At 55.8% G+C, this 14,703-nt stretch carries 13 protein-coding genes and 1 pseudogene; 4 read left to right on the top strand and 10 right to left on the bottom strand.

What is annotated here, in order from left to right; all coding sequences use genetic code 11:
- Position 1 precedes the first annotated feature (1 nt).
- The 7 genes from HH216_RS03435 to HH216_RS03405 all read right to left on the bottom strand — a co-directional run bounded on the left by HH216_RS03435 (position 2) and on the right by HH216_RS03405 (position 7,830).
- Complete coding sequence (locus HH216_RS03435; RefSeq protein WP_169549515.1) at positions 2-2,398, bottom strand: M1 family metallopeptidase; 2,397 nt, start codon at positions 2,396-2,398, stop codon at positions 2-4.
- 89 nt (positions 2,399-2,487) lie between these two features.
- Entirely contained in the window at positions 2,488-3,384 is an 897-nt protein-coding gene (locus HH216_RS03430; protein WP_169549514.1) for a hypothetical protein, read from the bottom strand.
- 24 nt (positions 3,385-3,408) lie between these two features.
- The gene (locus HH216_RS03425; RefSeq protein ID WP_169549513.1) at positions 3,409-4,833 is read right to left on the bottom strand and encodes an MBOAT family O-acyltransferase; all 1,425 of its coding nucleotides are present in this window, start codon (positions 4,831-4,833) and stop codon (positions 3,409-3,411) included.
- Positions 4,834-4,931: 98 nt separating this feature from the next.
- Positions 4,932-5,543, bottom strand: coding sequence for a HupE/UreJ family protein (locus HH216_RS03420; protein WP_169549512.1), 612 nt, complete (start codon positions 5,541-5,543; stop codon positions 4,932-4,934).
- A complete protein-coding gene (locus HH216_RS03415; protein ID WP_169549511.1) occupies positions 5,540-6,049 on the bottom strand; it encodes a gamma carbonic anhydrase family protein in 510 nt (169 codons plus the stop codon). The genes HH216_RS03420 and HH216_RS03415 overlap by 4 nt, the downstream gene beginning before the upstream one ends.
- Before the next feature lie 98 nt (positions 6,050-6,147).
- Positions 6,148-7,476 (bottom strand): hypothetical protein, encoded by a 1,329-nt coding sequence (locus HH216_RS03410; RefSeq protein WP_169549510.1) that lies wholly within the window; start codon positions 7,474-7,476, stop codon positions 6,148-6,150.
- 180 nt (positions 7,477-7,656) lie between these two features.
- On the bottom strand, positions 7,657-7,830 hold the full coding sequence (locus HH216_RS03405; RefSeq protein WP_169549509.1) for a hypothetical protein: 174 nt from the start codon (positions 7,828-7,830) through the stop codon (positions 7,657-7,659).
- Between the two features lie 60 nt (positions 7,831-7,890).
- Here HH216_RS03405 and HH216_RS03400 point away from each other — a divergent pair, with 60 nt between their 5' ends.
- Positions 7,891-9,288, top strand: coding sequence for an MBL fold metallo-hydrolase (locus tag HH216_RS03400; RefSeq protein WP_169549508.1), 1,398 nt, complete (start codon positions 7,891-7,893; stop codon positions 9,286-9,288).
- Positions 9,289-9,371: 83 nt separating this feature from the next.
- On the opposite strand, the gene HH216_RS03395 is transcribed toward HH216_RS03400, so the two are convergent.
- Positions 9,372-9,575, bottom strand: coding sequence for a hypothetical protein (locus HH216_RS03395; protein WP_169549507.1), 204 nt, complete (start codon positions 9,573-9,575; stop codon positions 9,372-9,374).
- Between the two features lie 162 nt (positions 9,576-9,737).
- Between HH216_RS03395 and HH216_RS03390 the strand changes: the two genes are divergently transcribed.
- Both HH216_RS03390 and aroC read left to right on the top strand, forming a co-directional pair.
- Positions 9,738-11,147, top strand: a complete 1,410-nt coding sequence (locus HH216_RS03390) for a BatD family protein (protein ID WP_254448677.1) — start codon at positions 9,738-9,740, stop codon at positions 11,145-11,147.
- Positions 11,144-12,255, top strand: a pseudogene (gene aroC / locus HH216_RS03385) (chorismate synthase). Before HH216_RS03390 ends, aroC begins: the two are co-directional and overlap by 4 nt.
- Positions 12,256-12,291: 36 nt before the next feature.
- Here aroC and HH216_RS03380 read toward each other — a convergent pair.
- Complete coding sequence (locus HH216_RS03380) at positions 12,292-12,498, bottom strand: hypothetical protein (protein ID WP_169549505.1); 207 nt, start codon at positions 12,496-12,498, stop codon at positions 12,292-12,294.
- 46 nt (positions 12,499-12,544) lie between these two features.
- Between HH216_RS03380 and HH216_RS03375 the strand changes: the two genes are divergently transcribed.
- The gene (locus HH216_RS03375; protein WP_332871464.1) at positions 12,545-13,537 is read left to right on the top strand and encodes an FAD:protein FMN transferase; all 993 of its coding nucleotides are present in this window, start codon (positions 12,545-12,547) and stop codon (positions 13,535-13,537) included.
- A gap of 81 nt (positions 13,538-13,618) precedes the next feature.
- Here the strand turns inward: HH216_RS03375 and HH216_RS03370 are convergent, their stop codons facing one another.
- Complete coding sequence (locus tag HH216_RS03370) at positions 13,619-14,662, bottom strand: S41 family peptidase (protein WP_254448810.1); 1,044 nt, start codon at positions 14,660-14,662, stop codon at positions 13,619-13,621.
- Between the last annotated feature and the right edge of the window lie 41 nt (positions 14,663-14,703).

The following is a 14,703-nucleotide window of genomic DNA, read 5'->3' as shown; positions in this document are numbered from 1 at the left end:
GTTAATTACGACCAGTACTTTGGCGGGCCGGTGCCTGCTGCCGCTGTTGCTGCATGGGGTTGGGCGCACCGCCAGCGCGGTTTTGCTGCTGCTTGAAGAGTTGAAAACGGCTGGGCTGAGCCACACGCGGAAACGAATTGTCTTCGGTGTTGATGTCGGCAATTTCGTAGAATGGGTCGAGCGTCCACTGCTTGACTTTCTTCGATGTAGCAATCACCTTCTTAACCGAAACGTCGTTGAATCGCCAGATTTCGGCCGGGAAACGGGCTACCGAATCGGTACCGTCTTCAAACTCCATCCGGACGACGACTGGCATTGGCATACCACCCTTGTTTTGCAGCGAGAGGGTGTAAAAGTTGGTGCCCGCTTCGGCCAGCAGACGCTCTTCCTGAGAAAGCGAAGCCAGGTAATCCTGATACTTCTTCCGATCGTCGGCAGTGACGGCGTAGGGGTCGTATTGATTGTAGAAGTCGCGCATAGTGCTATCCTGCGACACAACCGTCTGATCTTTACTGAGCGCGTCGCGCTGCCGGCTGATGGTGTTGAGTTTTTGCTGAGCCGCAGCCCGTGCTTCCGATTTGGTGACGTCCGGATTTTGCGAACTGGCCTGATACCAGCCGACACTGGTCAATGTCTGATCGACGGGTTGAACGCCGTAGAACCAGCCTTTCCAGAACCAGTCGAGGTCGACACCCGATGCGTCTTCCATAGTGCGGAAGAAGTCGGCGGGTTCGGGGCTTTTGAAGGCCCACCGACGAGCGTATTCTTTAAAAGCATAGTCGAACAACTCGCGGCCCATCACCGTCTCGCGCAGAATATTCAGTCCCGTGGCTGGCTTCGTGTAGGCGTTTGGCCCGAACGTACCCGCCAGAATATTGTCGGAGCTGCTCATGATGGGTACCTGCTGCGTCGAATCAATCTGCATGTACGGTACGATATACTGCGGGTCGATGCCGTGGGCCGGGAAATTAGCATCCCACTCCAGACAGGCCAGTCCTTCCAGAAAACTGTTCAAGCCTTCATCCATCCACGACCATTGACGCTCGTCGGAATTGACGATCATGGGGAAGAAGTTGTGGCCCACTTCGTGGATAACGACCGAAATAAGAAAGTTCTTGGTGCCTACCGAATACGTGCCGTCGGCTTCGGGGCGCGCGCCGTTGAAGCTCATCATTGGGTATTCCATGCCGCCCACCGGGCCGTGTACCGAGTAGGCCACCGGGTACGGGTAGGCGATGGTCCGGCGGGAGTAGGAGTGGAGCGTGTGCGCAATCAGGCGGGTTGAGTACTGCCCCCACAGTGGGTTGGCCTCCTTGGGATACAGCGACATGGCCCACACCCGCTTGCCTTCTACGTTTGGCTGCATGGCGTCCCAGATGAATTTACGGCTGCTGGCGAAGGCGAAATCGCGGACGTTGTCGGCTTTGTAGATCCAGGTTTTGGTGGCTTTCACGTCGCCTGCTTTGGCTTTCTCAGCCGTTTCAGCTTCGGCCTGCGTAACGATCTGCACCGGGTTGTCCCCGCGTTTGTCGCCCCAATTTTTGGCTTCGTTCCACCGCTTTATCTGCGTGGCCGACAGCACCTGGGTTGGGTTCTGCAATTCGCCCGTTGCGCCGACGATATGGTCGTTCGGTACGGTCAGTGCCAGTTTATAGTTGCCGAATATGAGGGTAAACTCGCCCTGACCCAGAAACTGCTTGTTTTGCCAGCCCGTGACGTCGCTGTAGGCACACAGGCGCGGAAACCACTGCGCCATTTCGTAAATGTAGTTGCCGTCTTTCGGGAAATATTCGTACCCCGACCGGGCACCCGTCTGTCTGGCATCAACGATTTTAAAATTCCAATCGACTTTGAAGGAGTAACCTGCGCCGGGCTTTAGCGGGGCGGGCAGGTCGATCCGCATCATCGTTTCGTTGATCGTGTATTTCAACGGCTTCCCGGCCTGATCGAGCACCGCTGTTATCTTATACCCATAGTCTTTACCCGTAAGGGCTGCACTGGGGTCGATCTGGCGGAGCGATGCACCCCGCTCGGCATTGATGCTGCTCGTACGCGTTATATTGCCGGTAGCGTTGGGCTTGAACAGGTTCTGATCGAGCTGGAGCCACAGGTAGGGCAACGCGTCAGTCGAGTTGTTGTGGTAGGTAATTACTTCTGACGCCGTAACCGTCTGATTTACATCGTTGAGCGTAGCCTTGATGTCGTAGTCGGCGCGGTTCTGAAAGTAATCGCGGCCGGGCGCTCCAGCCGCCGTGCGGAAGGTGTTGGGCGTGGGAAGTTTGGGACCCAACTGCTCGAAGCGGGTGTTGGCGTGCTGCGAAGGCGGCCCCTGCTGTTGTGCCCGGGCGCCAAATAAGAGGGCACTAAATCCGGCTGTCAGCAAAAGTATCTTTTGCATAAATGCGTAGAATGTTGATAAGTCGAGGGCTAAAGATACAGAACAGGCCAATTTATACGAAATGAGACTTCGTCAGTCCGACAATTAGTCTACTGATTCGATACTACCGTTCGCGGGGCACTGCGGGCTAGTTGCTCGTATTGCGTGTGCAGATAGTTGGAATACCGTACTGATTCGTCATACAGCAAATGAATGCCGTCGGAGGTGCGAAACGAGTCGGCAGGTAGGGCGATGTGCTGATAGGCGGGGGCCGGGAAATAGCGGTCGGCGTATTGCCGAATCGTGCGGGGGGCCAGCAGATTTTCCAGCCGCGCGTTGATCGGCATCTCGAACAGTATGACCGTGGTACCCTGCTGACGTAGCTGACTCAGGTACGCCAGCGCTTTTTTGAACGGAATGGCGGTTCCTTCCGCCGAAATCGGTCGGCTCATTTCACCCTGTAACTGCCGCACCATCCTCTGCTGAAGCGTCGTGTCGAGCCGGAAAGCCGATTCGGGGGCTACGGTCTTACCGGCCCCCTGTTGCCAGTCGCGCAGCACCGCCTTAAATACGCCCACGGGCTGGTATTTCTGCCGCAGGAAGGGGAGCCACTTCTTGATCCGGCGTTCGGCCGGGTCGGTGAGCTTGGTCAGGTCAAGGGTAGTCGGCGTTTGGCGGGCAATCGAGTTTATTTCAACGAACAGCACGTTGGGAACATGGCCGCTTTGCTGAATCAGGTACAATCCTTCAAGTGCCGATAGTCCGCTAAAACTCAGGTTGTAGCCCTGCGGAGCGATCTGCTCGGTATGCAGACGTTCACTCATCGACGAGCCAACGATCAGCGTGTCGGCGGTAGCGCTGGCTTCGTACAGGTATTCTTCGGCTTTGACCATATTGCGCTGCGCCGTAGTCTGCGCAGTGCGGTTGATCGACGAGCCGTATTGGTTGATGAAAAGCGTGTAGGCCAGCAGCAGCAGACCAGTGATGGCGACGGATTTCCAGATCATCTGAAACGGGTTGCGGAACTGACGTTAGAATTGGAAGTAAATGAATGCCCCGCCCGATCCGCTGTTGGTGATAATCAGAAACAGCAGCAGGCCGTAGGCGAGAGCCATCCGGGTCGAGCGACCCCGCGATAACGTCAACTGATAGGAAGCCGACTGTTGCAACAGGTAGTGCAGGTGATACAGAACGACGGGTATCGAATACAGGACGATAAAACTGATCGCCAGCGTTTCGTGGGGTTTGTTGATGTTGGCGACGATGGCCCGCAGGTAAGCCAGCACGTGATCGAAGTTGGGCAGGCGAAACAGCAGCCACGCCAGCGTGATGTAGCTAAAGACAAGAAGGCCGCGTAGTAGCCGGAAACCCCGGAAAGCCGCTTTGCCGATGGTGTCGCCCGCGAGTCGTTCGAGGGCCAGTGCCAGCCCGTGCGCGAGGCCCCAGACGGCGTAACTCCAGGCCGCTCCGTGCCAGAGCCCCCCCAGCACCATCGTCAGCAGCAGGTTGGTGTAGGTTCTGAACTGACCGTGCCGGTTGCCGCCCAGCGGGATGTACAGGTATTCGCGCAGAAAGCTGGAGAGCGAGATATGCCAGCGACGCCAGAAATCAGCGAACGACGTGGAGACATACGGAAAGTTGAAGTTGATGGGAAACTGATAGCCAAACACAGCCGCCAGCCCCAGCGCAATCAGCGAGTAGCCCGCGAAGTCGGCGAAAATCTGCATCGAGTAGCCGAGCAGCAGCGTAATCAGCGTGACCGACGAGAACGCTTCAAAGTACGGGTACGTCATCAGCATAGTGTGGTCTTTCAGGTTGTCGGCCACGACCATTTTCAGAAAATAACCCAACACCAGCGTACGGAAGCAGTACTCCCATCGCACGGCCTGAATTGGCTTATAGCCGATCTGGGGCAGGAAGAAGTTGGCTTTGACGATGGGGCCAGACACGAGCTGCGGAAAGAAACCCTTGAAAAACAGTACGGTCTGCGCGTGCTTCACCAGGTTGCGGGCAATCAGCGAACGGTATTCCGCTACGTGACGGTATTTGTACGTATCGACAACCAGACTAATGCCCTGAAACGTGAAGAACGAGATGCCGATGGGGAGCGGCAAACTGGCGAGCCAGGCCCCGGCACCACTATCCGATGTGGCAAAGGTTTGCCCCAAGAGCGGCCCGTATTTGAAGAAGATCAGAATCAGCAGGTTAAAGACAACCCCCAGCACGGCATACAGATGATGTCGGTCGGCCCGGCCGTAGATGACCAGGTAGCTGGAAGCGATGTTGATACTAACCGACAGCAGCAGCAGCCACAGCAGATCGGCCTGCCCGTAGGCGTAGAAGTACAGACTGGCGGCAATCAGAATCGGAACCTGATACCGACGCAGGGGCGGCAAATAATAAAGTACGAACGTGCAGATAACCAGAAGTGCGAACTCCGGACTGGTAAAGAGCATGAATGCAGAATGGTATAAGTAGTTGAATAAATCGAAGTGGGCTTTCAGCCAAAGATAGAAAACAGCGCGCTTTTACCTGCTCGCGAACCGGAGAACAGCTAAAAATGGAGCGTTGCCAGGTACTCGTTTTCGAGAAGCAGTGAGATAGCCATGCCAGCTACGATTCCCGAAACGGCCAGCACCCAGCGCAGTTGCGGTACCCGCAACGTGTTGACAATCAAGTAAGAAAGTAGTAGTACAAACGACACAATCAGCAACTGCCCCAGCTCCAGCCCGACGTTGAACGCCAGCAGGGGCGACAGGATGTCGGCTTCACGGCCCAGCAAGCTGCGCAGGTAGTTGGAAAAGCCCATCCCGTGAATCAGGCCGAACGCCAGAGCCAGGCCGTACCGCCATCGCTGGCTGTTGATAACCCCCGCGGAGCGACTGACCTTCTCCCGAAAAAAGAAGTTACTAAACGCTGTGATCAGAATGGTTATGGGAATCAACAGTTCGATTAGATCGGTGCTGTAGTGAATCAGGCGGAGCGTTGCCAGAGCGAGAGTGATCGAGTGGCCAATGGTAAAGGCCGTGACCAGAATCAGTACCTGCCGCCACTGCTGCAACTGGTAAACGGCGCAAAGGGCAATAACGAACAGAATATGGTCGTAGCCGCTGGGATCGGTGATATGGTCGAAGCCCAGCCGAAGGTAAATCAGAAAATCGCTCATTTGAACCAGTCGGCGTACATGACGTAGTTGTTGGCTGTTCGCATGAACACCTCAGCCTGTTCGTCGGAGACGGCCTTGAGAAACCGGGCCGGGTTGCCTGCGTAGATCGAGCCGGGCGGCACAACGGTATTCTGCGTAATGATAGCCCCGGCGGCAATGATGCTGCGCGACCCGATCACGGCCCCGTCCATGACGATAGCGCCCATACCGATCAGCACTTCATCTTCGATGGTGCAGCCGTGAACAATGGCGTTGTGCGCGATAGATACGTTGTTCCCGATGGTGGTTTTGGTCCGCTGATAGGTGCAGTGAATGACGGCTCCGTCCTGCACGTTGCAACGGTCGCCAAAGGTTATCGCGTTGACGTCGCCCCGTATGACGGCGTTGAACCAGACTGTACAGTCGCGCCCCATCCGAACATCGCCAACGACGGTTGCGTTGTCGGCCAGCCAGCAGTTTTGGCCAAACTGAGGCTCAATACCTTTAACCGATTTGAGTAGTGCCATAGCACAAAGATAACCGGTTGGGCGCGTTTGGCCTTGTATAAAACAAAAGGGAGTCGCCCAGACTGAGCAACTCCCTTTCGCTGATGGGTCTGTCGACCTTACATTTTCTTGTCGATCTTGTCGCCCATTTTGTCCATCCAGTCTTTGACATCATCGAGCGACTTGTCAGCGTCCTTCTTGACTTTATCAAAATCGTCGCCGGTAGACCGTTGCACTTTGTAGTACGAATCCATCAGGTCGCTACGCTTGTCTTTCAGTTCGTTGACCTGTTTTTCGCGATTACGTTTGTCTTTGCGACTTTCGTTTTTCACGTCCTGCTTCGCGTCATCCAACTGCTTGTCGATTTTGTCGAGCTGGTCAGAAATACGGTTGCTCAGATCACGTTTTTCACGGTCGTTGTTGCGGTTGTCCCGATCGTTATCACGGTCGCTCATTCGGCGATCGTCGTTCCGGTCCCGATCATCCATCCGACGGTCGTCGTTCCGGTCCCGGTCGTTCATCCGGCGGTCATCGTTACGGTTCCGGTCATTATCGCGGTCATTCATCCGGCGGTCGTCGTTGCGGTCACGATCGTTATCACGATCACGCATACGATCATCGTTTCGGTCACGGTCGTTGTCCCGATCACGCATGCGATCATCGTTCCGGTCCCGGTCGTTCACGCGGTTATTCCGGTCGTTGTCGCGGTCGTCCATCCGGTCATTGCGGTCGCGATCCCGGTCGTTCCGGTTATCACGGTCGTCGTACCGGCTGTTTGAATTCCGATCGTCGTTCCGGTCGCGCATCCGATCGTCATTCCGGCGGTCGTCATTACGATCATTGTACGAATCCCGGTTGTCCCGATCATCATACCGACTATTCATGTTCCGATCATTGTACGAACCGCGGTTATCCCGGTAGTTGTAGTCAGAGCGATCGTTCCGGTCCCCGTACGAATCGTTGTCGTTGTTGCGGTTGCTATACGACCCGCTGCCCATCCGGCCCGACCGGCTATAATCGTCGTTGCGGCTCCGGTAGGAGTATGCGTCCTGGTTTGAGTCGTATGAATCGTTATTCCGGTTTCGACGACCGCTAAACAGGCCCGGTTCACGGTCGCTGTCACGATCATTGTTGTTGTCCCGGCGATTGCCGAACAGACCCCCTTCGCGATCATCACGAGTTGAGTTCCGGTCGTTGTTCCGGTTCCGGCCGCTGAACAGGCCACCCTCCCGATCGTCCCGGCTGTTGCGGTCGTCCCGGTTGCGATCGTTCCGGCTATATCGCTGATCGTCGTCCGACCGGTCCCGGTCAGTCGTACGATCGTTCTGTACCATCTCCTTGCGGCTCGCCTGCGAGTCGCCATATAGCCAACGTTCTGTTGTTGCACAGGAAGAGAGCCCGATTGTAGCCGCCAGCATTGCTCCGACTACCCATGTTCTGCGTTTCATAACGTTGTATCGTTAGGTCGTTGTAGTGATTACCAAAGAAGGCCCAAAAAGCGTACCAGTGCCCTTTTAAGCCATTCAGTACGGATTGTAGCTGCCCGATGGGTATTCCTTTCCCTGAAAACTGTGGAGTAAATTCCCTATTGGCTGTAGCCTTTCTGCCAGATATGTGCTGGTCGACGACTAATCGATTACCAGCGTAGCCTGTAAACCGCCTGTCGACACAAACCGGCTATGTTCGGGGTTGGTGCGCCCTCCGGTCGTATGGGTAAATAGCCGACTGTTGTATCGATCGGCGTAACCCGCACAGACTGGCGGGGTCGCTCGTTTGGTAAAAAAGAGACCGTCAGGACGCATAGTTGCGTTGGTCGTTCCATCTTTACACATTCCTAAATCCACCATTTCACATAGTATACTATGACTATTCAATTTTGGGGTGCCGCCCGCACCGTAACGGGTAGTAAGCACCTGCTGACCACGGCCTCCGGCAAACGAATCCTGCTCGACTGTGGCTTGTTTCAGGGTATCAACACCGACGAGTTGAACCAGCAGTTTGGTTTCAACCCGGCCGACATCGATTACATGGTGCTGTCGCACGCTCATATCGACCATACGGGGCTGATTCCCCGCCTGGTCAGGCAAGGGTTTACCGGGCCCATCTACACCACATCGGCAACGATCGACCTGTGCGAGATTATGCTCATGGATAGCGCTCGTATTCAGGTGCGGGATCTGGAGCGGGTCAACGCCCGGCGCAGCAAGCGGGGAGAAGCTGAACTCGAAGCACTCTACGACGAGGACGACGTGAAACAGGCGCTATCGCAGATGAAGCCGGTGGCATACCGCGAGTCGTTTGTTATCTGCGACGAAGTGACCGGCCTGCTGACTGATGCCGCCCACCTGCTCGGTAGTGCCGCCGTGAACCTGACCATCCGCGAGAACGACAAAACAACCAATCTGACGTTCAGCGGTGATATTGGCCGACCCGACGACAAAATTCTGCGCATATTCGACCAGTTTCCGCAGGCCGACTACATCATCTGCGAATCGACCTACGGCGACCGGCTGCACGAACCCGAACCCGACGTGAAAGCGCACCTGCTGCGAATCGTGCAGCAAACCTGCGTTGAGCAGCGGGGTAAGCTCATCATTCCCGCCTTCGCCGTCGACCGTACGCAGGAACTGATTTACGCGCTCGATCAGCTGGCGAGCGAAGGTAAACTGCCCCGCATCCCCGTTTATATCGATAGCCCGATGTCGGTGCTGGCAACGCGGGTGATGCGTCGGCACGAAGAAGACTTCAACCCGGCTATTCTGGCGTACATCAAAAAAGACGGCGACGCCTTTGATTTCCCCAATCTGTACTACATCGCTGATGTGGAAGATTCGAAGTCGCTGAACGATAGCGACGAGCCCTGCATCATCATTGCGCCATCGGGTATGGCGGAGGCCGGGCGGGTGAAGCACCACATCAAAAACAACATCGAAAAGGCAAGTACAACGATTTTGATGGTCGGGTACGCGTCGCCAAACAGTTTGGGGGGAGCCTTGAAGCGGGGCGATAAGCAGGTAACGATTTTTGGCGAGCGCTACACGGTAAACGCCAATATCGAAATTATGGACTCGTTCTCGGCCCACGGCGACTACAGCGAGATGCTGGGTTTCCTGAGCTGTCAGGACCCCGCCCGCGTAAAAACGATTTTTCTGGTGCACGGCGACTACGATACGCAGGTAGTCTGGCGCGATAAACTGCTGGCGGCTGGTTTTCCGGCTGTGCAGATTCCCAGCATGGGCGATGTGGTTACGCTGGCCTGAGTGCTGCTGGGGTAATCGGTAGAAAAACAGAACCCCGGCGGGTGGGCCGGGGTACATATCGATAAGCCAAAAAAGGAAAAAGTCTACGTAAAACTCGCCCGCGAAAAGCAGCGGTTCAGCACAACCCGGTATATCTTACCGAACTGCGCATAGCACCAGCGTCTGAGTTGTTTAACTTCGTCAGGAATCAGCAGCTTAATGGCTTTGGCCAGTTCTTTCTCGAACAGACCTTTATCAAAACTTACCTTCTGAAGGATCGTTTTGATGTATTCAAGCATCGAAAGCATACCACACGTTGCGTTTGGAGTTATAGGGATTTATTAGCTGTGACGTAAGTGGAAAAGAAGATTTACATTCGTACTAATACCACTGAGCCGTATATAGCGAGAACGGCCTGTTTACTTTATTGTTGCCCAAAAGTACGGATGATAATAGTAATATTCCGAAAATTGTTTGTATTATTTTTTCTATGTTTTACAGAGGTTTTCGCGCAACAGTCTGATAATCTGATCGCCATTGAACTGGGTCCGACTAATTTTTCGATTGAACGGCCTTACACGATTTCGGTAACTGTTCGTAACAGCGAAGACCGCCCCGACATTCGATTTCCTGATATTCCGGGACTGTTGAAGAAAGGAATTTCGACCAGCGTAACGAGTCCCGAAGCCGATGGAAAAGTCACGGTCAGTCAGGTAATCACGCAGATTTATCAGGCAAAGGCTCCTGGTCGATACGTGGTGGCCCCGTTTACTGTCAGCGTAGGCGATAACGTAGCCCGTTCGGAAGGGGCCGTGCTCATTGTGAGGCCCACCGCGGGGGCTTCAGCGCCGGGTAGTCTGTCAGTGACAGCCGCCGGTCCGCCACCGGCTGGCTCAGCGTTTTTACAACTGACAAGTTCAAAATCGCAGATTTATGCCGGGGAAGGGGTGGCGCTAAGCCTGTCTTTTTTTATTGCCGACAACTATCCGTACGCCCTGAACTTTACGGCGCTTGATCGTCAGATTCAGCAAATTGCCAACCGTATCCGGCCGGTCAACGTGTGGGAAGAAAACCAGAATATTACGGAGCTGAAGCCTGTCGCGGTCAGTATTGGGAATCGGAAATTCCGGCAATATCGGCTGTACCAAGCCGTCTTTTTTCCGGTGGCTGCCCGCCCGCTGGCTATTCCGGCCGTAACGCTGCAACTTGCCCGGCCCGGCAACGTAGCCGGTGCACCTGCCTACGTTGCCTTTACCAGCAAACCACTGACGATCGACGTACGGGCATTACCACGGTCGGGGGGGCAGGTGCCGGTTGGGCGGTTTCAGCTGGAAGAGCGGCTGGACCGGCGACGGGTACCGGCGGGGCAAAGTGCGCGCTTCGTCTTTCAGATCGTCGGTGAGGGTAATATTGCTACCCTGCCCGCCCCCGTTACCCTGCCTGATTCGAGCGGCACCGACATCTTTCCGCCGGAAGAGCAGCAGCTTATCAATCGGGATGGCAACCGGATTACGGGTCGAAAGAGCTTTTCTTATTTCATTGTGCCACACCGAAATGGCGTCGTTTCGTTGGCGAATCGGTTTCAATGGGTTTACTTCGACCCCCAATTGGCCCGGTACGATACGTTGCGCCCCGGGCTCAGCCTGCGCGTAGGCGGAACACCCGATTCTACGGATGTTGCGGCTGCGGTGGAGTCAGACGAGCTACTGACGGGCAGTGGCAAAGGAACGAATCTCGCAGCCAAGTCGATTTATGCCGGGTTGAAAACACAGGACAGCCAACAGCAGCCTATCGACTGGGCGGGGTTGATTCGATTGCTGGCGAGCAGTCTGATTGCGGTAATGCTGGTTGGGGTGATTTTTATAATCGTAAAAAAATGAGCAGTACATACGGTACACTTTTCAAAATTTCCACCTTCGGCGAGTCGCACGGCCCCGCCATCGGCGTCGTGATCGACGGTTGCCCGGCGGGTTTGCCCTTCGATACCGACTTTATCCAGCAGGAACTCGACCGGCGCAAACCCGGTCAGTCGCGCATTACGACGCAACGGCGCGAAGCCGATGAGTTTGAGGTGCTTTCGGGCGTATTCGACGGTCAGACGCAGGGTACACCCATTGCGCTGGTGATTCGCAATACCGATCAGCGGAGTAAAGATTACGGCCACATCGCCCGGCAGTTTCGCCCGTCGCATGCCGACTACACTTACCAGACCAAGTACGGCTCCCGCGATTATCGGGGGGCGGACGTTCGTCGGCGCGGGAAACAGCGGCCCGCGTTGCGGCCGGGGCGGTGGCCAAGCTGCTGCTGACTCAACTGGGCGTGCAGATTCAGGCGTATGTGTCGCAGGTTGGTACGCTCCGACTGGCAAAATCTTACACTGAGCTCGATCTGGCAAAGGCCGAGGATAACGCCGTTCGTTGCCCCGACCCCGAGATGGCGGAGGAAATGTTTGCCTACATCGATGACGTACGCAAGAAAGGCGATTCCGTCGGGGGCGTGGTCGACTGCGTAATTACCGGGGCTCCGGCAGGCTGGGGCGAACCGGTTTTCGATAAGCTACACGCCGAACTGGGCAAAGCCATGCTCAGCATCAACGCGGTAAAAGGCTTTGAATACGGTAGTGGTTTTGCCGGTGCCGAACTGTTCGGTTCGCAACACAACGACGAGTTTTACACCGATGAAACCGGTGCCGTGCGGACAAAGACGAATCAGTCGGGCGGGATACAGGGCGGAATCAGTAACGGCGAACCGATCTACTTCCGAACGGCGTTCAAACCCGTTGCCACAATCATGCAGGATCAGGACAGCGTCGATGTTGATGGGCAACCTGTCACGGTATCAGGCAAGGGGCGGCACGATCCCTGCGTTGTGCCACGCGCCGTCCCGATTGTTGAAGCAATGGCGGCACTGGTACTGGCCGACATGATGCTTCGCAACAAAGCCGCGCGGGTTGAAACGCTTCAACCCGTCGGTGAGAAAAGTCACTGATACGTTTCGCCCCGCTCCAGCAGAAAGGAGCGGGGTTCATTTTTTCTTCGAGAAAACGGCCTGCATCAGCACATAGCCGAAAAAGCCAAAGCCGATAGCCTGGGCCGTAATACCAATCGTAAACAACAGATCGGTAAACGACCACTGCTGCGATTTTCCAGCGGCCCCCAGCAACACCAACACCAGCCCGGAGAGCCAGAAACCACCGGCCAGCAGTAGGAATTTATTCTTAATTGTAACCATGCGATTGCGGGTCAATGTCAGGGTAATAACGGTAATCAGCCCCATTTTGTCGTCACGAACGCTTTTTTTACTGATAAGCCTGTGGAGCTGGGCGGGGCACTCGCCCGCGTCGGCGCAACCGATGGGCCGGTATCAGTTTCGGCGCGGGCTGATGGGTACGCAGTTTACGCTGACCATGTACGCGCCCGATAGCCTGACGGCCAGCCGGGCCAATGCCGCCGTGTCGGCGCGGATGGACACGCTGAATCAGGTGATGAGCGACTATCTCGACGGATCAGAAATCAACCGGCTATCGGCGACATCGGGTAGCGGAAAATGGGTACCCGTGTCCCGCGATTTGTTCAACGTACTGGCAAAAGCTCATACGATTGCCCGGTTGTCAGGTGGCCGGTTTGACCCAACCGTTGGCCCGCTGTCGTTGCTTTGGCGACGGGCGGTTCGACGGGGTGAGTTTCCGGCCCGGCAGCAACGCCGACAGGCACATCGGGTTGTTGGCTATCGCTTGCTGGAGCTGGATAGTGTGACCCGCTTGGTACGGTTGCGCCGGGCCGGTATGCGGCTCGACGTTGGTGGTATTGGTCAGGGGTTTGCCAACGATGAGGCCATGCAGGTACTCCATCAGCTCGGTATTCGATCCGCGCTGCTCGATCTGGGTGGTGATATTCTGGCCGGCGATGCACCTCCCGATCAATCGGGATGGCGCCTGGGTATTGGTTCCCCTGAAACGGGCGACACGGCGACCTTGCTACTGCATAATCAGGCCATCACGACCTCCGGCGACCTGTACCGGCATCTTGACTACCGTGGTCGGCGGTATTCGCACATTATGAACCCACGATCCGGGCTGGGCCTGCGGCATTTTGTCAGCGCAACCGTTTCTGCCCCCGAAGGCTGGCAGGCCGACGCGCTTACGAAAGTGTTCAGCGTAGCCGGTCTGCGCAAAAGTCGCCGACTGATACGCCGATTTCCGTATGCCAATGTGCGGCTGCTGGAACGTAAGAGCGGTCGGCTGCACCGCTGGCAGTCGACCGCTTTCTGAGCGTAAAATGCTGGCTAATAAACAGCCTCGGAAAGACTATTTGGCCGGTCTGGTTTTGTAGTATCGCTGCACGAAACCAACTCAGTCTCTCTCCGTTGTGGGAATGCGGACGTCGGGCGCAAACCCTACGTTATCGATACGAAACTGGCGCGTCCAGCCGGTTCGTGACCAGGGAACGGCCAGGTTGAATGTACCGTCGCAGAGGGCTTTGTTTTGATCGCCCCCGTAGTCCATGACGCCGTGCGTGTTTGTGCCGAAGGTTGTCACCTTGCGGCTTTGTTTTCCTTCGTAGACAAAATATTCCGTCGAACTGCCGCAGTCCTTATCGATCAACAGAGCAACACGCTGCGGATTGGCCGTCGGCGATACGTCGGCTGTTCGCGTCAGGTCGTCGCCATAACGGACCATGCCGCCCGGGTTCGCTTTCAGGTCCTGTACCAGTTTTTTAGCCCGCTGGTAAAAGAACGCATTACTGACGGTGTCTTTCCGGTAGGATCGCACTTCCTTTTCGGCATCCTCTATCCGCTCCTTGCTCGACCGTTCGTCCTGCGCCGGGTAAATGATCGGGTTCGTGTAGATGAGCTTAATCATTTCCTCCGACGTGCTGGTGTTGCCTCCGCCGTTTCCGCGCAGGTCCAGAATAAGGTTGGGCGTCCGGGCAATCAACGCGGCATTGGCCCGCAGCAGACTGTCTAATTCGTTGACGTCGCGTTCGTTGAAATGGGCCAGTTTTACGTAGACAAAGTCGGGATTCAGCTGGTTGAACTCGACCAGATTCGTTGCGTTTTTATAAGCCTCCTTGGCCGTTTGTAGCTTGTCCCCCGATCTATTCCAGATCGCAAACACATGGCTATCCCGGAAAAACGAGGTGTAGGCTGTCAGAACCTTACCGCAGTCGTCCATTGTGCGAGCCTGCCCGGCATCGCTCCTGACCCGTTGCAGCAACTGGCTGTATTGCGAACGGGTTTGCGCCGTGACTTTGTCGTCGAAGCCAGCGTACATACGACTTACCTTGTCAATGGCTTCGTCGAGTACGGCAGAGCAGGGGCAGGCGACAGGCAGAGGCTTACTCGCCGAACTGGTATTTTGGGTAAAGGCCGAGCCTGCGACGAGACTGTATCCCATCGCCACGGCTACTATCGATTTAGAGGTGATTCTGGGAAGTA

Source organism: Spirosoma rhododendri (assembly GCF_012849055.1).
Lineage (GTDB): Bacteria > Bacteroidota > Bacteroidia > Cytophagales > Spirosomataceae > Spirosoma > Spirosoma rhododendri.
This window is presented reverse-complemented; position numbering and strand designations above follow the sequence as displayed.